Annotated in this window: 15 protein-coding genes; 1 reads left to right on the forward strand and 14 read right to left on the reverse strand. The window is 31.8% G+C overall.

Translation table 11 applies throughout. The features are described 5' to 3' along the window. Window positions 1-77: 77 nt before the first annotated feature. Window positions 78-584 carry a GNAT family N-acetyltransferase gene (locus ACTG47_RS17075; protein ID WP_479925444.1) on the reverse strand — a complete coding sequence of 169 codons (507 nt, stop codon included), beginning with the start codon at window positions 582-584 and terminating at the stop codon, window positions 78-80. A gap of 84 nt (window positions 585-668) precedes the next feature. Here ACTG47_RS17075 and ACTG47_RS17080 point away from each other — a divergent pair, with 84 nt between their 5' ends. Continuing rightward, window positions 669-1097: a MarR family winged helix-turn-helix transcriptional regulator gene (locus ACTG47_RS17080; RefSeq protein WP_479925445.1), complete on the forward strand. Its 429-nt coding sequence runs from the start codon at window positions 669-671 to the stop codon at window positions 1095-1097. Between the two features lie 98 nt (window positions 1098-1195). Here the strand turns inward: ACTG47_RS17080 and eno are convergent, their stop codons facing one another. From eno to ACTG47_RS17145, 13 genes are all read right to left on the reverse strand, one after another. After that, entirely contained in the window at window positions 1196-2488 is a 1293-nt protein-coding gene (gene eno / locus ACTG47_RS17085; RefSeq protein WP_169470038.1) for a phosphopyruvate hydratase, read from the reverse strand. 323 nt (window positions 2489-2811) lie between these two features. Next, window positions 2812-4341 (reverse strand): 2,3-bisphosphoglycerate-independent phosphoglycerate mutase, encoded by a 1530-nt coding sequence (gene gpmI, locus ACTG47_RS17090; protein WP_479925446.1) that lies wholly within the window; start codon window positions 4339-4341, stop codon window positions 2812-2814. An 11-nt stretch (window positions 4342-4352) separates the two neighbouring features. Continuing rightward, on the reverse strand, window positions 4353-5096 hold the full coding sequence (tpiA, locus tag ACTG47_RS17095; RefSeq protein WP_479925447.1) for a triose-phosphate isomerase: 744 nt from the start codon (window positions 5094-5096) through the stop codon (window positions 4353-4355). Window positions 5097-5121: 25 nt separating this feature from the next. Next, window positions 5122-6324, reverse strand: a complete 1203-nt coding sequence (locus tag ACTG47_RS17100) for a phosphoglycerate kinase (RefSeq protein ID WP_479925448.1) — start codon at window positions 6322-6324, stop codon at window positions 5122-5124. Window positions 6325-6545: 221 nt separating this feature from the next. Then, entirely contained in the window at window positions 6546-7553 is a 1008-nt protein-coding gene (gene gap, locus ACTG47_RS17105; protein ID WP_169470036.1) for a type I glyceraldehyde-3-phosphate dehydrogenase, read from the reverse strand. Between the two features lie 59 nt (window positions 7554-7612). Next, on the reverse strand, window positions 7613-8635 hold the full coding sequence (locus ACTG47_RS17110) for a sugar-binding transcriptional regulator (protein ID WP_479925449.1): 1023 nt from the start codon (window positions 8633-8635) through the stop codon (window positions 7613-7615). Between the two features lie 439 nt (window positions 8636-9074). After that, on the reverse strand, window positions 9075-10421 hold the full coding sequence (gene rpoN / locus ACTG47_RS17115; RefSeq protein WP_479925450.1) for an RNA polymerase factor sigma-54: 1347 nt from the start codon (window positions 10419-10421) through the stop codon (window positions 9075-9077). 151 nt (window positions 10422-10572) lie between these two features. Continuing rightward, complete coding sequence (xdh, locus tag ACTG47_RS17120; protein WP_479925451.1) at window positions 10573-13134, reverse strand: selenium-dependent xanthine dehydrogenase; 2562 nt, start codon at window positions 13132-13134, stop codon at window positions 10573-10575. Next, a complete protein-coding gene (gene hydA / locus ACTG47_RS17125; protein ID WP_479925452.1) occupies window positions 13128-14519 on the reverse strand; it encodes a dihydropyrimidinase in 1392 nt (463 codons plus the stop codon). The genes xdh and hydA overlap by 7 nt, the downstream gene beginning before the upstream one ends. A 216-nt stretch (window positions 14520-14735) precedes the next feature. Continuing rightward, window positions 14736-15845 (reverse strand): 4Fe-4S binding protein, encoded by a 1110-nt coding sequence (locus ACTG47_RS17130; RefSeq protein WP_479925453.1) that lies wholly within the window; start codon window positions 15843-15845, stop codon window positions 14736-14738. A 90-nt stretch (window positions 15846-15935) separates the two neighbouring features. Beyond that, window positions 15936-17288 carry a nucleobase:cation symporter-2 family protein gene (locus ACTG47_RS17135; protein ID WP_021386095.1) on the reverse strand — a complete coding sequence of 451 codons (1353 nt, stop codon included), beginning with the start codon at window positions 17286-17288 and terminating at the stop codon, window positions 15936-15938. Window positions 17289-17393: 105 nt separating this feature from the next. Continuing rightward, entirely contained in the window at window positions 17394-18722 is a 1329-nt protein-coding gene (gene ssnA / locus ACTG47_RS17140; protein WP_169470030.1) for a putative aminohydrolase SsnA, read from the reverse strand. Between the two features lie 25 nt (window positions 18723-18747). Next, window positions 18748-20331, reverse strand: coding sequence for an N-acyl-D-amino-acid deacylase family protein (locus ACTG47_RS17145; protein WP_479925454.1), 1584 nt, complete (start codon window positions 20329-20331; stop codon window positions 18748-18750). Window positions 20332-20338: the final 7 nt, after the last annotated feature.

Raw genomic sequence — 20338 nt, forward strand, 5'->3', positions numbered from 1 at the left:
TCTTTAGTGTATCACAATAACATAGCCATTTCAAGACCATTATGTTATAAATCATCTACAAAAATAATACGCAATTACTATATCTTTTTTGAATAACGTACTTCTAATAATTTTTTTCCAATATATATCTCTTTCTCAAAATCATCACAAGTAAAACCACTTTTTTTATAGGAATTTATAGCTCTAGTATTGTCTTTTAGAACCCATATCGTTATATATGAATATCCTAAATTACTTAATCTATCAACACAAAATTGTAATCCCTTTTTTGTCACAGATGTTCCCCAAAAATCTGGATGGAAATATATAGAATATACTTCTCCAACACATTTTGGAGCATTATCCTCATGACTTCTATTTAATGAAGCAAAGCCAGCAGGCATACCATCCACTTTAAAAAGATAATATTCCTCTTCAGCTTTTGGAATAACATTTTGAAAAACTTCTGCTCTTTTTTCAGAAGTGAATTCATCTATTATATTATCTGGAATAATTCCTTTATATGCTTTTCTCCATGAACAAGAATGTATAAGACCCATTTCTGTAGCATTTTCACTTGTAGCTCGTATAATCTCTAAATTCATAAAAACACCATCCTATTGACAAATTAATACGATTATCGTACTATATTAGTACGATAATCGTATCATATATGGAGGTAAAAGTCAATGAATCCTGTAAAAGAGCTAAGCAACCTGTGGCATATTGTTAGTATGCAGATGAAAACAGAAATGTGTAGTGGTAAATATCCTACTATTTATGGTATTTCTTTAGTAGAATTAAGCATTTTAGAAATAGTTGAACAGTATCCAAACAGTATGATGAAAGAAATTAGTGAAATTTTAGAATTGCCAAAAAGTACATTAACAAGTGCTGTAAAACGTCTTGAATTAAAAAAATTTATTAAAAAAAATCCCTGTGTTAAAGATAAAAGGGGGTATAACTTAGTTTTAACTGAATTGGGTTTAAAAGCTCAAAAAGAACATAGAGATGTAGAAATAATTGTATTTAAAAATCTCTTACATCAATTAGATAAAGATGAAATAGAAACTTTTATTCATATTTTTTCTAAAGCTGTGAATAAAAGTGAGAAATGAAATATAAAAAAAGGATAAGTGAATTGAAAAATCAACTATCACTTATCCTTTATAAGATAAAGTTTAATCTTTTATATTATATTTTTAATCTTTAATAACTATTTTTTTAAATTATAGAAAGATTTTAATCCACAGTATCTAGCTTGCTCTCCAACCATTTCTTCTATTCTTAATAATTGGTTGTACTTAGCAACTCTATCAGTTCTTGATGGAGCACCAGTTTTTATTTGACCAGCATTTACTGCAACAGCTAAATCTGCTATAGTAGAATCTTCAGTTTCTCCTGATCTATGAGATATAACAGCAGTATATCCTGCTCTCTTAGCCATTTCTATAGCATCTAAAGTCTCAGTTATTGTACCTATTTGGTTAACTTTAACTAATATAGAGTTAGCTACTCCATTTTCAATTCCTTTTTCTAATCTCTCTGTATTAGTAACAAATAAGTCGTCACCAACTAATTGTAATTTGTTTCCTAATTTTTCAGTTAATAACTTCCATCCATCCCAATCTTCTTCGTCTAAACCATCTTCTATAGTTATTATTGGGAAGTTGTTTGACCAATCTTCATATAAAGCAACCATTTCAGCAGCAGTTAACTCTTTTCCTTCTCCTGCTAAAACATATTTTTTAGTATCTTTGTTGTACATTTCTGTAGCAGCAACGTCAAGTCCTAACATAACATCTTCACCTGGCTTATATCCAGCTTTTGCTATAGCTTCAACTATTAATTCTAAAGCTTCTCTGTTTGAACCTAAGTTTGGAGCAAATCCACCTTCGTCACCAACACCACAAGCTAATCCTTTTTCGCCTAAAACTTTCTTTAATGAATGGAATACTTCTGCACCCATTCTTAAACCTTCTTTAAAGCAACAAGCACCTACTGGTAATATCATGAATTCTTGAACATCAACATTATTATCAGCATGCTCTCCACCGTTTAATATGTTCATCATTGGAACAGGTAATTGTTTAGCATTTACTCCACCTAAATATTGGAATAATGGAAGACCTATTTCATCAGCAGCTGCTCTAGCTACTGCCATTGAAACACCTAAGATAGCATTAGCTCCTAATTTACCTTTGTTTGGAGTTCCATCTAATTCTATCATGATTGCATCTATCGCTGGTTGGTCAAATGCATCCATTCCTTCTATTTCTGGTGCTATTATTTCATTTACGTTAGCAACAGCTATTTCTACACCTTTTCCTAAGTATCTATCTTTATCTCCATCTCTTAATTCAACAGCTTCAAAAGCTCCTGTAGATGCTCCTGATGGTACTATTGCTCTTCCCATTGCTCCATCTTCTAATACTACTTCAACTTCTACAGTTGGATTTCCTCTTGAGTCTAATACTTCTCTAGCATATACTAATTCAATAACTGACATTTGTATATCTCCCTTCGATTTTCTATTAGTTAAATTTTCATTTACTGTAAACATCCGTCTACTATTTTAATCTACTTTTTATATTATAGTACATAAAGCCCTTTTTGAAAATTAGATACAAATTTATTTGATGGGTAAATTTGTAAAAGTTTCTATTTTAATTTTATTTTTTAATTTATATAAGTTAAAAAACTTGTCCGAAATTCAAAAACAATCTTCAATACACTAATATTAGTAATAGATTTAAAATATTAAACATAAAATGTACAACTAATGATTCTAAAATTTTTGCTTTTATAATATATATTAATTATTATTATTTATTATTTTGAAATAAGTGAATGACCAGTCATTTCTTCTGGTTTTTCTAACTTCATCATATCTAAAACAGTTGGTGCTATATCAGATAATCTTCCTCCATCCAATAATTTTGCACTTTCAAATTCTTGACCAACTACAATAAATGGCACTGGATTAATAGAATGAGCTGTTACAGTCTTTCCTGTTTCTGGGTCTAACATATATTCAGCATTTCCGTGGTCAGCAGTTATTATTGCACTTCCACCTAATTCTACTATTTTATCTATTAATTTTCCTACACAAGTGTCCACAGTCTCAACAGCTATTATAGCCGCTTCTACACTTCCTGTGTGACCTACCATATCAGGATTTGCAAAGTTTAACACTATAAAGTCAAACTTATCTTCTCCTAATTTCTCCAAAGCTTTATCTGTCAACTCATCTGCTGACATTTCTGGTTGTAAATCATAAGTTGCAACCTTTGGAGAAGGTATCAATAATCTTTCTTCACCTTTATTTGGTTCTTCTACTCCACCATTGAAGAAGAAAGTTACATGTGCATATTTTTCAGTTTCAGCAGCTCTAAGTTGAGTCTTTCCATTATTAGCTAGATACTCACCTAGAGTATTAGTTAAAGATTGAGGTCCAAATGCTATATGCACGTTTTTTATAGTTATATCATACTCTGTTAAGCATACAAAGAAGTTTTTAATATCTTCTCTTTTAAAGCCATCAAACTCTTCACAAACCAGAGCTCTAGTTATTTGTCTAGCTCTATCTGGTCTAAAGTTAAAGAATATAATTGAATCATTTTCCTTTATACTTCCAACTGCCTTATCATCTTTCATAATAACTGTTGGCATTATAAACTCATCATTTTTTCCATTGTCATAAGAGTTCTGAATAGCTTCCTCAATAGAAGTTGCTTTTTCACCAATACCTCTAACCATAGCATTGTATGCAAGTTCTACTCTTTCCCATCTCTTATCTCTATCCATAGCATAATATCTACCAGAAACTGTAGCAAATTCTCCTACTCCAATTTCATCCATACTAGCTTGTACTTCTTTGGCATATTCAAGTGCACTCTGAGGGTCAGTATCTCTACCATCAGTAAATGCATGAACATACACCTTTTTTATACCTTTATCTTTTGCCATTTTGATTATAGCTTTAAGATGGTCTATATGTGAATGTACTCCTCCATCAGACAAAAGTCCCATTACATGAAGAGAATTCTCTTTTGCATTATCCATAGCTTCACATAAAACTTCATTATTAAAAAAGTCACCATCTTTTATAGATTTTGTTATTCTAGTTAAATCTTGATATACAATTCTACCTGCACCTATATTAGTATGACCAACTTCTGAATTTCCCATTTGACCATCAGGTAAACCAACATCAAGACCACTGGCATTTATCAATGTGTTTGGATACTCTTTCATTATTTTATCTAAGTTAGGAGTTTTGGACTTAGCAATTGCATTTCCATTAACATCCTTATTATATCCAAACCCGTCCATAATAATTAAAGCAACTGGTTTTTTCATCATTTCACTCCTTAGAAATTAACAAGGTCTAGGTAGTCATTACTAGCTAAACTAGCTCCACCTACTAAAGCTCCATCTATATCACTTTGACCCATTATTTCAGCTACATTTGAAGGTTTAACACTTCCACCGTATTGTATTCTAACTTCATTAGCTAATTCTCCATATAATCCTTTTATAACTTCTCTTATATATGATATAACATCATTAGCATCTTCAGCAGTTGCAGTTTTACCAGTTCCAATAGCCCAAATTGGCTCATATGCAACAACTACTTTTGCTAAATCATCTTTAAGAACATTTTCTAAAGCTTTTTCAACTTGAACTTTACAAACATCTTTAGTTTTTCCAGCTTCTCTTTGCTCTAAAGTTTCTCCAACACATAGTATTGGGTCTATTTCTACTTCTAAAGCTTTTAAAACTTTTTTATTTACAGTTTCATCAGTTTCATTGAAGTATTGTCTTCTTTCTGAATGTCCTATTACAACATAGTCCATATCTATTTCTTTTAACATAAGAGGTGAAACTTCTCCTGTAAATGCTCCCTTTTCTTCAAAGTGCATATTTTGAGCACCTATCTTTATATTTGTACCCTTAGTAGCTTCTTTTAAATCCTTTAATAAAGTAAATGGCGCACATATAACAGCCTCTACTTTATCAGAATTCACTTTATCTTTAATTTCATTTACAAATTCTAAAGCTTCTTTTATTGTTTTATGCATTTTCCAGTTTCCTGCAATTATAGGTTTTCTCATTTTACAATCTCCTCTATATATTAGTTTATTTATTATCTAATGCTGCAATACCTGGTAATTCTTTACCTTCTAAGAATTCTAGTGATGCTCCTCCACCTGTTGATACGTGAGTCATTTTATCACCAAATCCTAATTGATTAACTGCTGCTGCACTATCTCCACCACCAATTACAGTAGTTGCATCAGTTAACTCTGCCATAGCCTTAGCTACTGATAATGTTCCATTTGCAAAGTTCTCAAATTCAAACACTCCCATTGGTCCATTCCATACTACAGTTTTTGATTCTTTTATAGTTTTTACGAAGTTTGCTATAGTCTTAGGTCCCATATCTAATCCCATATAATCTTCTTTTACATTAGCATCTTCTGTTACTATTGGAGTTGCATCTGGTGCAAAATGGTCTGCCATAACAACATCTACTGGTAATAGTAAATTAACACCTTTATTTCTAGCTTTCTCCATCATTTCTTTTGCATATTCTACCTTATCTATTTCAAGTAGAGATGTTCCTACTTCATAACCTTGAGCTTTTAAGAATGTGTAAGCCATTCCTCCACCTATTATTAGGTTGTCGACTTTTTCTAATAATTCGTTTATAACAGCTAATTTATCAGAAACTTTAGCTCCTCCAAGTATAGCAGTAAATGGTCTTACTGGATTTGCAACAGCTTCTCCTAAGAATTTTAATTCTTTTTGAATTAAGTATCCGCAAACTCTCTCTTGTAAAAATTCTCCCGCTCCAACTGTTGAACAATGTGCTCTATGAGCAGTTCCAAACGCATCATTTACAAATATTTCAGCAAGTGAAGCCAATTCTTTAGAGTAGTTTTCTTCGTTTTTAGTTTCTTCTTTTCTATATCTAGTATTCTCTAATAATACTACATCTCCGTTTTCCATATTCTCAGTAGCTTTTTTGGCATTTTCTCCTACAACATTATCGTCCGCTGCAAATACCACTTCTTTACCTAACATTTCAGATAATCTCTTTGCAACTGGTGCTAAAGATAATTCTGGTTTTGCTTCTCCCTTTGGTTTTCCTAAATGAGAGCATAATATAACTTTTGCTCCTTTAGAAATCAAATATTGAATCGTTGGTAAAGCTCCGTTCAATCTATTTTCATCAGTAATTACACCATCTTGTAATGGCACATTAAAGTCACATCTCACTAATACTTTTTTTCCGCACACATCAATATCTTCTATAGTTTTTTTGTTAAGCATTGACATAAATATCTCTCCTTTTAATAAAGTAATTTTTTATTGCCAAGTATAATATAGTACATACTTTTACCCTATTAAATATATCATATTATCATATTTTTATATATAGTATGTAACATTATTTAGGTGTATTTTATATATTTTTTCTTAAAAAAAGTCCTGAGTCCGTAGTATTAAACTACAAACTCGGACTTTGTCAATCTACTTTTCTATTTTCTCAAAGCTGACTATTTTGCTAATTGTGCAAAGTATCCTAAAGTTCTTATTAATTGAGAAGTATAAGACATTTCATTATCATACCAAGAAACAACTTTAACTAATTGCTTTCCATCTACTTCCATAACTTTTGTTTGAGTAGCGTCAAATAATGAACCGTAGCTTATTCCGATTATGTCAGAAGATACTAACATTTCTTCAGTGTATCCGAAAGATTCGTTTGAAGCTTCTTTCATAGCTGCATTTATTTCTTCAACTGTAACATTTTTTCCTAATGTACAAATTAATTCAGTTATTGAACCAGTTACAACTGGTACTCTTTGTGCTGCACCATCTAATTTTCCTTTTAATGAAGGTATTACTAGACCGATTGCTTTTGCAGCTCCTGTAGTGTTTGGAACTATATTTCCAGCAGCAGCTCTAGCTCTTCTTAAATCACCTTTTGGATGAGGACCATCTAAAGTATTTTGATCATTAGTGTATGCATGTATAGTAGTCATTAATCCTTTTTCTATACCGTATTTGTCGTTTAACACTTTAGCCATTGGAGCTAAACAGTTAGTTGTACAAGAAGCTCCTGATATAACTGTTTCAGAACCGTCTAATATGTCACTGTTTGTATTGAATACTATTGTTTTTAAATCTCCAGTAGCTGGTGCAGATATAACAACTTTTTTAGCTCCTGCTTGTATATGAGCTTCAGCTTTATCTTTAGATGTAAAGAATCCTGTACATTCTAATACTATATCTACTCCTAGTTCAGCCCATGGTAGGTCAGCAGGATTTCTTTCTGCTGTTACTTTTATTTCTTTTCCGTTTACTACAAAAGCACCTTCTTTAACTTCTATCTCTCCATTAAATCTTCCTTGAGCTGTATCATATTTAAATAAATGAGCTAACATTTTAGCGTCTGTTAAGTCGTTTATCGCAACAACTTCGAACATATCTTGTTGCTCCATCATTTTTCTTAATGCTAATCTTCCTATTCTTCCAAATCCATTTATAGCTACTTTAACCATTTTCGCTACCTCCTATAAAGTAAATGTATGTTTTCTAGCTCTATGCTAGGTCTTGACTTTTATAATAATGACAATATCTTATAAGCACTTTCTTCATCTGTTACAAGAACCATGTTTTTATGCATATTTGATATGGCTAATAAGGCTTCTACTTTTTCAGTACCTGCAAAGATTGCAATAGTTTCTTTTACTTGTTTAACTGTCTCTAAATCAATTCCAACAGTGTTCAATTTATAAACTATTTCTCCATCTTTGTTAAAATAATATCCAAACGCTTCTCCAACCGCATTTTTAGATAATATCTCATCGACCTTATCCTCTGGAAGTTTTCTTCTCTTTGCCATGACATCTGCTCTACCTATACTAAAAACTAAAATGTTGGTTCTTTTAATATACTCTAAAGTTGTCTTAATCTCTGGCACTTGGCTAAGAGTTTTCATTGCACTTTCGTCCAACTCATCTGGTATATGTAAAAGTTTGCAATTAGAATGTAACTTCTTACTTACTGAAGCAACTATATTATTAGATTGCATCTCTACATCAGTTCCCATACTTCCTCTAGCTGGTACTATTGTAGAGTTTGGGTATCTCTTATCAGTTTTAATAACGTTTGAAAACTCCAACATAGTGCTTCCACCAGTTATTGAAACAATGTCTCCATCTTTTAAAATGTTTAAGAAATACTCACATCCATATCGAGTTACATCTTTTAGTAAACTTCCATTTTCATCACAGCTTCCAGGAACTAGTATTACCTTTTTTATTCCAAGCTTTTCTCTAACTCTATCTTGTAACTTAGACAATCCCATTATGTCACTCATGATGTCTTTAAGTTTGTCTAACAAATCCGAACCTTCTTTAGTGATGGTCATTCCAGATACAGCCACATCTATAAGCCCTTGTTCTTTTAAAAACTCTGTCTCTGACCTAATTATTCTTTCACTAATTTCTAATATATTTGATAAGGTTCTTCTACCTATTGGTTCGCTTAAAGATATTTGTCTTAAAATAGAGTATCTTCTTTCCATAAGTTCAATTGCCTGTGGAATTAATTTCTTTTGAATTTCTAATAAGTTCTTCATAACATACTCCTTATTACTTTCCTTTCGGGACTTTTTTTGTCCCTAGTGTTTATTTAAGTCCCACAAGATATTTTTATTTTATAGGATTTGCGTATAGATTTCAATAGTTTTTCAAAAACTTTTTTATTTTTTTGTTTTGTAGAACATTTCTCCACCATTTTCAAATTACAGTATTTTTTATTTTTATATAATGTTTTTTATATATATTTTTATATTATTTATACTCTATGTGTTTTTCCTTTTGTAATTATTAAATTTAATAATAATATTTTATTTATACTAGCATTCTTCTTCTAATATCTAATCATTCTTTCCAAACTTTTATATAATTATGTTTTCTATTTTTTAGCATTTTATTTCATAACATTTTTAGCCTAATTTTCATTCCCCTTTTAATTAGCCTTTTCCCCTTGTTATACAGATATTTGTCTTTTACTTATTAGTATTCTTTTCTCTTACTTGAAGATAAAATTCCTAATTCTTCACGATATTTGGCAACTGTTCTTCTTGCAACATTGATTCCTTTTTCTTTTAATAGCTTAGATATATGGTCATCACTCAAAGGTTTCTTTTTATTTTCGTCTTTTATTGTTTCCTTTATAATTTTTTTTATGCTTGTACTAGATGCCATTTCATTATTCTCAGTCTCAATGGCACTACTAAAGAAATATCTAAATTCATATACACCAAAAGGTGTTAGCATATATTTACCATTTACACCTCTACTTATAGTAGATTCATGAAATTCTAATTTTTCTGCTATGTCTTTCATCTTTAAAGGTTTTATATATTTTGTACCCTTTCTCAAAAATTCTTCTTGAGCTTTTACTATTTCTTCTGCAATCTTAAGTACGGTAGTTTTCCTACTCTCTATATTTTTCATAAGCCCTGTTGCTGAATTTAGTCTTTCTTTTATAAATTCCTTTGCACTTTCATCAGACTGTGAATTTTTTAATATATCTTTATAATAACTATTGATTCTTATCTGATAAGAATCTTTCTCATTTAAATATACAATAAATTCATCATCAATTTTTTCTACAGTTACGTCTGGTTGAATGTACACACTTTTTTCTACTGAGCAAGTTCTTCCTGGTTTTGGGTCTAATGTTTTAATTATATTTATTAGTTCAACACACTTTTGTAGTGACATATTGTATTTTTTACTTATCTCTTTGTATTTATTATTTGCAATCAAATTTAAGTCTTTTGTAACGATTTCCTCTAAAATTTCATTATATATTCCTAAACTTGCCATTTGAATCATCAGACATTCTGAAAGACTTCTTGCTCCTACCCCACTAGGTTCCAACTGCTGAACACTAATCAAACATTTTTCAAAAAGTTCCTCATCTATCTTTAAAGTATCAACAATTACTTTTTCCTCAGTTCTTAAATATCCATCTTCATCTAAACTGTCAATTATATACTCACAGACTTCCAATTCTTTATCTGTCAGTTTATATAAACTTATCTGAAATTTTAAATCCTCATATAAATTTGACGAATATTTAACTAAATTTTCTAGATTAACTTCATTATCGGGATTATAACTTATATCTGTTCTGTCTAAACGTCTTGACTTATCCATGTCCTTTATATATTCTTCCCAATTTATTTCCCCACTTTTTTCAACTTCAACTAATGGGTTATTCTCTGCTTCTCTTTTAATCTCTTCTTCTAATTCTAACTTACTCATATTTAATATTGATAATGATTGCTTGAGTTGTGTAGTCATTATTAGCTTCTGAGACTGAGTTAATTCTAGACTATTATTAAAATTCATTCTGCTCACCTCTCAATTTTATTAAACTTATTTTATAAAAGAAAAACCCTCCTGTATATGTATATTCTATCATTTAAAATATACCTTATGCAAAAGGGTTTTTTTTATTTACAATTTCATCTATTTTTTTATTTAATATTTCTTTTTTTTGTTACTTTTTTTTGCTATATGGAGTATTTTGTAGTGGTAGTTCAGTTCTAAACTCTTTATCAAATACATAATAGGCATTTTGTACTGCTGGTGCAGTAGGAACTGTACAAATTTCTCCTACGCCTTTTGCTCCATAAGCCAGTAAATCTTTGTTCTTTTCAACTATTACAGCTTGTATTTCTGGTATATCTGTAGATTTAAATAAACCTAATGTACCAAATTTAGCTGTAGGCACAGAATTTACTACTGGGTAATCCTCAGTTAGAGCATATCCAAGACCCATAACTACTCCACCTTCTATTTGCCCTTCTAAACTGATTGGATTTATAGCTCTTCCAACATCATGCGCTGCTACTACTTTTTCCAATTTTCCATTTTCATCCAACATTACAACTTGTGTTGCGTATCCATAAGCAACATGGCTTACTGGATTTTCTTTGTCACAACCCATTTTGTCTGTATCACTTGCATATTCGCCGTAAAGCTCTTCTCCCTCTAGCTCATGTAAAGTTTTACCAGCTCCTAAAACTTCTTTTAATTTATTTGATGCAACTTTAGTAGCTTCTCCTGTAAATACTGTCTGTCTTGAAGCTGTAGTATTACCAGAATCTGGTGTAAGATGAGTATCTGGAACTTCATGCACTATACTTTCAGGTGGTAAACCAGTAGCCTCACAAACTACTTGAGTCATAACAGTACCAAGACCTTGACCTATACAAGAAGCACTTGTTCTTATATGAACTCTTCCATCTTTTATTACTAATCTGCATCTTCCAACATCAGGTATACCAACTCCAACGCCACTATTCTTCATTGCACAAGCTATACCTGCACGTGGATGCTTTTCATACTCTTCTTTCACAGCTTCTAGTGTTTCTGCCATTGCTGTTCCTTCATCTGCAAATTGACCATTTGGTAAAACTTGACCAGGTCTTATTGCATTTTTATATCTTATTTCCCAAGGTGATATGCCTGCCATCTCAGCAAGTAAATTTAGGTTACATTCTGTTGCAAAACAACTCTGTGTAACTCCAAAACCTCTAAATGCTCCACCAGGAGGATTGTTAGTGTATACTGCTGTTCCTGTTATATCAATGTCTTGATAATTATATGGACCTGCTGCATGAGTGCACAATCTTTGTAGTACTGGACCTCCAAGAGATGCATATGCACCTGTATCAGATATTATAGTTGCTTTCATACCTGTTAAATATCCATTTTCATCACATGCTGTCGTAAATTCCATTTCTGTGGCATGTCGTTTTGGATGGACAATAATACTCTCTTTTCTTGTTAACTGTACCTTTACAAATCTTTTCGTATGATAAGCAAGTAGGGCTGCATGGTGTTGAACGCTCATATCTTCTTTTCCACCAAATCCTCCACCTACCATTTTATTTATCACTCTTACTTTCTCATGTGGTAATCCTAACATATCTGCACATTCATGTTGAGTAGCAAATACACCTTGGTCTGTTGAATAGATTATTACTCCATCTTCTTCATAAGGACCAGCTACTGCACATTCAGGCTCTAAAAATGCGTGTTCTGTAGCAGGTGTAGTATATCTTTTAGTTACAACATATTTTGAATTTTCTATCTTTTCTTCAGCGTTTCCTCTTACTAAATGTTCCTTAACAAGTACATTACCTGTCTCATGTATCTTTGGAGCATCTTCTCTAAGAGCATCTGCTGTAGTACTTAATGGTGTTAATTCTTCGTAATCTATCTTAACTAGCTTTTTTGCTTCTTCTAATGCTTCTCTAGTTTCTGATGCTACTAGGACTATTCCATCACCTAAATATCTAGTTATTTCACCTTCTGGTATTAAGGTGTCCCAATCCTTCTTTAAGTGACCTACTTTTATAGTTCCTGGAATGTCTTTAGCTGTTAACACTGCAACAACTCCTGGATATGCTTTTGCTTCTTCTATATCTATTTTTTTAACTAAAGCTCTAGGATATTTTGCTCTAACTGCTGAACCATAAATCATACCCTCAATTCTCATATCATCTACATATTCAGAGTATCCAAGTGCTTTACCTACTGCATCAACTCTAGGAAGATTTTCACCTACTAGACCTTTACAATTTACCTTTGGTACATCTATATCTTCTCTAAAAATCTTTGCTGCTAAATCGACAGCTTTAATTATTTTTACATACCCTGTACATCTACATATATTACCTTTTAAAGCTTTCTTTATATCATCTTCAGTAGGATTATTATTAACGTCTATGAGTGCTTTTGAACTAATTACCATACCTGGAATGCAAAATCCACATTGTACAGCTCCTTGGCTAGCAAAAGAATATGCAAAAACATCTCTTTCTCTTTCTGATAATCCCTCTATAGTTGTTATGTTTTTTCCAGCTAATTTATCAGTTTTAAATACACATGCTTTAGTTGCTTTACCATCTATTATAACCATACATGTTCCACAAGCACCTTCTGAACATCCATTTTTAACTGAAGTTATATTCATATCTTCTCTAAGGAAGTCTAAAAGTTTTTTGCCTTCTTTTGCAACAACTTTCTTTCCATTTAATATAAATTCTACCATTCTCTAGCCCCCTTTGTTAGACGCCTCTTTATATATCTCCCACTTGGAGTATTACAGATTAACTCTCCCTCTCTAACTACTTCTTTTCCTCTTAAATAAACATGTTCTATTTGACAATCCACTTCATACCCTTCATAAGGTGTATAATCTACATTTTGCAATTGTTTCTTTGCTTCTATTTTAAATTTTTTGTTTGGATTTAAGACTAGTATATCTGCATCACTACCTATTTCTATAGTTCCTTTATTAGGATACATTCCAAATAACTTTGCTGCATTAGTTGATGTTACTTCTACCATTTTGTTAATAGATATTTTGTTTTTACATACTCCATATGTGTATAAAAGACTCATTCTGTGTTCTACACCTGGAGAACCATTTGGTATTTTGCTGAAATCGTTTATTCCAAACTCTTTTTGTCCCCTATAATTAAAAGAACAATGGTCTGTTCCTATAGTATCTATTTGATTATCTGAAATAGCATTCCATAATATTTCATTATTTTCTTTATTTCTTAAAGGTGGTGACATAACATATTTAGCACTTTCAAACCCATCTAAATCATACAATTTATCATTTAATAGAAGGTACTGAGGACAAGTTTCAACTATTACATCCACACCTCTTTGCTTAGCTTTTAAAACTTCATCCAAGGATTCTTTGCAACTTAGATGAACTACATACACCTTAGAATTTGCAACTTCAGCTATCTTCATAAGCCTTGAAGTAGCTTCTGCCTCAAGTATAGCTGGTCTAGTTAATTGATGATATTTTGGAGACAAATTATTTTCTGCCCTTGCTTTATCCACAAGTTCACATATTATATCCCCATTTTCACAATGGAATCCAATAATTCCACCTATCTCTTCTGCTTTTCTCAAGGCTTCAAATATGACACCATCATCAACTTGAAGACTTCCCTTATATGCCATATACAATTTAAACGAAGATACTCCTTCTTTCACCATATCTTCCATTTCATTACAAACTGAGTCATTCCAGTCTGTTATAGCCATGTGAAAACCATAATCTGAATAGGACTTATCTTTGGCTTTTTCATGCCATTCTTCTAATCCTTCTCTTAAAGAACATCCCTTAGCTTGTGTCGCAAAATCCAATATAGTAGTAGTTCCTCCAACTACAGCAGCTTTTGTTCCTGTCTCAAAGTTATCTGCTGTTTTAGTGACCCCTGTATCTAAGTCAAAGTGAGTGTGTGTATCTATACCTCCTGGTATAACATAAGAATCACTAACATCGACTATTTCATCATTTTCTTTTGATATATCAAAACCTATATCGACTATTTTTTCATCTTCTATTCTTACATCTGCACAGTAAGTTTTTTCACTTGTTACTACTTTCCCACCTTTTAAAACAATTCCCATATAGACTCCACCTTACTTATAATGTATCAATTTATTTTATCTCAAGAAATTAACTTAAAGTAATTTTACTAGAACTCTTATACATCCTAAACTGAACTAGAATAGTTTTGTATATTGCTTTATATTAGATTATTACTATAGCTCGTCTATTAATCTCATATATTTATCTCTTCAGTATATATTACTCTAAGTTAATTATTAAATTTCTATACAATATTATTCGTTTACAGCTTCTACTTGATTGTAGCAGATACTTAAAGCTCCTTTTGGACATCTAGTTACACATAGTCCACATCCAAAACACTTGTCTGCATCTATATTTAATTTATCTGTAACTTCTAATGCTTCATATACACAACTTGTTACACATTGCTTACATTTAATACACTTATTATCATCTACAACTGGAGCTACTGAATGAGTTCTAAATCCTCTAGCTGCCATCTTTTTATGAGTTAATCCTTTTATTTCATTAACATCATCATATCCGTTTTCATCTAAAAATTCATTTAATTCTTTAGCAATTTTTCCATAGATAGAAGGTCCTTTAAGAATTGCTTCTGTACATACTTGAACAGCACTTGCTCCAGCCATCATCATTTCAGCTACATCTTTTCCACAAGTGATTCCACCAACACCTATTATTGGTATATTTACAACTTGAGAAGCTTCATATATACATCTTATTGCTAAAGGTCTTATTGGTGCACCTGATAGCCATCCATATCCAGCTTTACTTCCCATTATAGGGTATCCTGTATTTACATCTATAGCCATACATGGTCCAAATGAGTTTATCATTACAAGTCCATCTGCTCCTGCTTCTTCAACAGCTTTTGCAATAGTTTGAATATCAGTATGAGGACTCATTTTCATAAATACTGGTACGTCTAAAACAGCTTTTGCTGCTTTTAAAGCATTTACTATTGGAGCAACATCTGTACCTACATAATGAGTAGATAATTCAACTGCATCAGCATAAGGTTTCACTAAAGGAGCAACCTCAGCTATTTGCTCTGCTGAATACCCCATACTTACTATTACTGGAAGACCTGTTTCTTTTACTTTTTTGTATTCTTCTTCTATCCATTGTTCTTTTGGAAGCTCTGACCATAATTCTGTGTTTAAGAAACCACTATTAGTCTTTGCCATACATGGTCTTGGTACATCTGCTGGTAATACAGATATAGTTTTTGTACATATAGCTCCTGCTCCACCTTTTGCTGCTTCCTGACAGAGAGCACCATCTTTTGCTCCAGGACCTGCTGCTGTCATAACTGGGTTTAAGAATTCCATTCCATATAAATTAACTTTTAAATTAGCCATATTATTATCTCTCCCTTAATTAAATATTTTTAATATTTATCTTATATTCTTTTATTTGTATTTGTTATTTATTTTTTCTTTATATTATTTCTATTTTGCTTCTTCAACTTTATTATTCTTCTCTTTTTTAGAACCTAATTCATTGAAGAATATATTTAAAAGTACTGCTGATAAACTACCTGTTGTTATTCCACTATGGAATATTGTTTGTACCCAAGTTGGGAAATTATTATAGAAAGCAGGATTTGTTAGTGGTATCATAGATAAACCAACACTAACCGCTACTATAACTCCATTTTTAGTTCCATCAAATTTTACTTTACTTAGAGTTTTTACTCCTCCAACCATTACCATTCCAAACATTGCAAACCCTACGCCTCCAAGAACAGGTTTAGGTATCGCTCCTATTATTGCTGCAAATTTTGGTAAGAAACCAAGTACTAGCAATATAACCCCTGCATAAACTGCTATAAATCTTGATTTTATACCTGTAAGACCTACTATTCCTGTGTTTTGACCAAATGGAGTTATTGGGAATGAGTTGAATATTCCAGATAAAGCTGTAGATATTCCATCTCCAAATAAACCTCTTTTAATATTTTTACCTGTTACTTCTTTATCCACCATTTCATGAATAGCTATCATATTACCAACTGATTCTGTCATAAGTACTAACATAATTAAGCACAATGATAGTATTGCAGATGGTTCGAATCTAGGCATTCCAAATTTTAAAGGTACATTTAAGTTAAGCCAACCAACTCCATTTACTGCACTAAAATCTGCCATTCCAACTGCCATGGAAAGTAGTGTACCAAGTACTATACCTACCAATATAGCTGTACTATTCCAAATTCCTTTTAAGAATTTAAATGAAAGTAAAGTTATTGCCAATACTGCCAGAGCTAATGCTAATGAGTTTGGTTCAACCGCTTCCAATTTGTTGTCAGTTATCCACTTTATCCCAACTGGAAATAGTGAAATACCTATTACCATAACAACTGTTCCAGTAACTACACTAGGAAAAAATCTTATTAATTTTTCAAATACTGGAGCAAGTAATATACAAAACAATCCAGCTACGATTACAGAGCCAAATACTGTCTGTATTGCAACCTGAGAATCACTATATGATGAGGCTATTGCTGTCATACCTGCCACAGCGGCAAAACTAGTTCCTTCTATTACTGGTATTTTAGCACCTACAATATTTCCTATACCAACACTTTGTATGAGTGTTCCTATCCCTGCCATAAATAAGCAAGCATTTATTAAAAAAACAATACTAGCATGATCTAGTCGTGCAGCACTTCCTATCATCATAGGAACCGCTACTGCTCCTGCACACATTGCCAAAACGTGCTGTAGTGAAAATACCCAAGATTTGGATACGGGTAACCTTTCATCTACTGGAGCTATTTTAGGGCTTTTATCTTGAGACATTTTGGGTCTCCCTTCTATATTTAATTTAATATTCTATTCCGTATATTTTTTATCTATATACTTCATTTAAATTCCTATTTTTGTCTAAGTTATATTTTATAATGTTTAAATTCTATTCCATAAATTTTGGCTTAATTCTCTACTTTTAGCTAAAATACTTTCTTCGTCTATGTTTACTAACTTTCTATCTTTCATAAGTACCTTTCCATTTATAATAGTCGTATCTACACTTCTTCCACTCATACCAAAGATAGTGTGTCCCCCTATTGTATTTTCTGTCAATGGAGTATGTGGTATATAATCAACTACTATTACATCTGCATAAGCACCTTTTTTAAGTACTCCTAGGTCATTTTTATAATAAGCTTTAGCTATTTTTCTATTGTTATCAAATAACATTGTTTGTGACTCTCCAAACCCAACTCTTGGGTCTTTTAAGTGGTGTTTGTGAATTATATTAGCAACTTTTAGTGATTCAAACATATCACTAGTATATCCGTCAGTTCCTAGACCTACTGTAACACCTCTTTTTAATAATTCTATTGCTGGAGAGCATCCAACTGCATTTCCCATATTAGATTCTGGATTATGAACTACAAATGTATTTGTTTTATTTAAAAGACTTATTTCATCTGTGCTTATATATATACAATGAACTGCTATAGTCTTTTCCTTTAGTACTCCAAAGTCATTAAATCTTTCTAAAACTCTCTTTCCATATTTGTCTATATTGTACTGTAAATCGTCTATACCCTCAGCAACATGTACATGATACCCTGTATCAAGACCATCCATTTCTGAAGCACATTTATTTAATGTATCATCAGATAGTGTAAAGGCAGCATGAAGACCAAACATACCTTTTATCATGTCTGTATCATCTTTTTGAGCGTATTTTATGAAGTTTACGTTTTCATTGATACCCTGTTGAATTGTATCTCCACCATCTCTATCAGATACCTCATAGCAAAGGCATGTTCTTATTCCTAAGTCCTTTGCAACATCTGATATTGTAAACAAACTTCCTTCAATTGCATTTGGACTTGCATGATGGTCATAAACTGTTGTTACACCATTTTTTATACACTCTATATACGTTGCATATGCACTGTATTTAGTATCTTCTAGTGTAAGTTGTTTATCAAGTCTCCACCATAAATTGTTTAGTATCTCTAAAAAATTCTCAGAAGGTTTTCCTGGAACTGCCATTCCTCTAGCAAATGAACTGTATATATGCATATGTGAATTTATTAGACCAGGCATGATTATCTTCTTGCCTGCATCTATAAATTCATGTACTGGATATTTCGCTTTCATTTCCTCTGTAGTACCTATATCTTCAATTAGATTATCGTTTATTACTACACATCCATCTTCCATATAGGGATTTAAAGAATCTTGGCTTATTAGCCTCCCATTCCCCACTAAAATCATAAATATTCCTCCTTAAAGCTAAGATTTAATTTTTAAGTACTTTTCCTGCTTTAATTTTATTGTATTTTCCTTCTTCAACAACACAATTTCCATTTATAATTACATAATCTATACCTGTAGGGTACTGCATAGAATCTATAAAATCATCGCATCCACTAACTGTATCCTTATCAAATATAACTATATCTGCAAAATATCCTTCTTTTAATTCTCCTCTATCTTTTATACTAAAGCTTGTAGCTGCTTTTTTAGTCATTTTATAGACAGCTTCTTCAATTGTTAGCACATTTAACTCTCTAACATATCTTCCTAGTATTTTAGGGAAAGAACCATAAGCTCTTGGATGTGGTTTACCTGCTAAAAGACCATCTGTACATACATTTTGCTCGTCTCTTTTCATAAATCCTATTATATGTTCTTCCAATCCATAGAAATCTACCATTCCAACTGCATTTTCTTCTTCTTTTAATAAATCAAACGTTGCATCTAGTGGGTCTTTTCCTCTCATTTTTCCAATTTCTAATAGGCTCTTACCAATTGTATCTTTATTTTTTTCTGTTTTTACGCTTGTTACAAAGATTTGGTCTATCCCTGCAAATTCTATAAAGTTATCCCAGCCTTTTATTCCATTTGCTATATCTTTTTTCATTTTTGCTCTTTCATTTTCATCACTTAGTCTTTCTATTAACTTATCAGTTCCTCCAGAATGTGCCCATGGAGGTAAAACTACTCCAAGCATTGTACTTCCTGCAGCATATGGATACTGGTCAAAAGATACTCTTATTCCTTCTTTTTCTGCTTTTTCTAAAAGCTCTATAACTTGAGGTATATACTTCCAATTTGATTTACCACAAACCTTAAAGTGTGAAAAATGAACTTTTACTCCTGATTGTTTTCCAATTTCTATAATTTCTTCCATTGATGTTAAAATTGTGTCTGCTTCACTTCTTTGGTGAACTACAAATACTCCATCATATTTTGCTACGACCTTACACATTTCTATAATTTCTTCTGTCAATGAATATGCACAAGGTATATATATAAGTCCAGTAGACAAGCCTATAGCTCCTGCTTTTAATTCTCTCTCTGTGATTTCACACATCTTTTGAATTTCTTCTTTAGTTGCAGGTCTATCTTCAAGCCCCATTGCTTCCATTCTAACGTTTCCATGAGGTACTAAATAAGTTTCATTTAAGCCTACCCCATTATTATCCATCATTTTTAGATAATTCTCTGTTGTTTCATATTTCCAATCAATTTCATCACTTTCACCATCTAGGCCTGCTAAATTTTTTCTCCAAGAAGATATATGTTCTTGAGGTAGAGGGGCCATAGATATACCATCTTGGCCCAACACTTCTGTTGTAATTCCCTGTCTAATCTTTACCTCATTATATGGATTAACTAAAATCACTAGGTCTGAATGGCTATGAGTATCTATGAAACCTGGACATATAACTCTACCTTTTGCATCTATAACTTTGTCAGCTTCTTCATTTAAATCCTGTGATATTTTTAATATTTTCTCATCTTCTATTAAAATATCTCCTTCATATGCTGGTGTTTTACTTCCATCTACTATAAGCCCATGTTTTATTAAAGTTCTCACAAAACCA

The organism is Clostridioides sp. LIBA-6622, assembly GCF_056716095.1.

Excerpts from the sequence above, each read along its gene's own strand:
- eno (WP_169470038.1), bottom strand. The coding sequence starts at position 2,488 with ATGTCAGTTATTGAATTAGTATATGCTAGAGAAGTATTAGACTCAAGA.
- ACTG47_RS17130 (WP_479925453.1), bottom strand. The coding sequence starts at position 15,845 with ATGGCTAATTTAAAAGTTAATTTATATGGAATGGAATTCTTAAACCCA.
- ACTG47_RS17135 (WP_021386095.1), bottom strand. The coding sequence starts at position 17,288 with ATGTCTCAAGATAAAAGCCCTAAAATAGCTCCAGTAGATGAAAGGTTA.
- gpmI (WP_479925446.1), bottom strand. The coding sequence starts at position 4,341 with ATGAAAAAACCAGTTGCTTTAATTATTATGGACGGGTTTGGATATAAT.
- hydA (WP_479925452.1), bottom strand. The coding sequence starts at position 14,519 with ATGGGAATTGTTTTAAAAGGTGGGAAAGTAGTAACAAGTGAAAAAACT.
- ssnA (WP_169470030.1), bottom strand. The coding sequence starts at position 18,722 with ATGATTTTAGTGGGGAATGGGAGGCTAATAAGCCAAGATTCTTTAAAT.
- ACTG47_RS17080 (WP_479925445.1), top strand. The coding sequence starts at position 669 with ATGAATCCTGTAAAAGAGCTAAGCAACCTGTGGCATATTGTTAGTATG.
- ACTG47_RS17110 (WP_479925449.1), bottom strand. The coding sequence starts at position 8,635 with ATGAAGAACTTATTAGAAATTCAAAAGAAATTAATTCCACAGGCAATT.
- gap (WP_169470036.1), bottom strand. The coding sequence starts at position 7,553 with ATGGTTAAAGTAGCTATAAATGGATTTGGAAGAATAGGAAGATTAGCA.
- tpiA (WP_479925447.1), bottom strand. The coding sequence starts at position 5,096 with ATGAGAAAACCTATAATTGCAGGAAACTGGAAAATGCATAAAACAATA.
- ACTG47_RS17075 (WP_479925444.1), bottom strand. The coding sequence starts at position 584 with ATGAATTTAGAGATTATACGAGCTACAAGTGAAAATGCTACAGAAATG.
- ACTG47_RS17100 (WP_479925448.1), bottom strand. The coding sequence starts at position 6,324 with ATGTCAATGCTTAACAAAAAAACTATAGAAGATATTGATGTGTGCGGA.
- xdh (WP_479925451.1), bottom strand. The coding sequence starts at position 13,134 with ATGGTAGAATTTATATTAAATGGAAAGAAAGTTGTTGCAAAAGAAGGC.
- rpoN (WP_479925450.1), bottom strand. The coding sequence starts at position 10,421 with ATGAATTTTAATAATAGTCTAGAATTAACTCAGTCTCAGAAGCTAATA.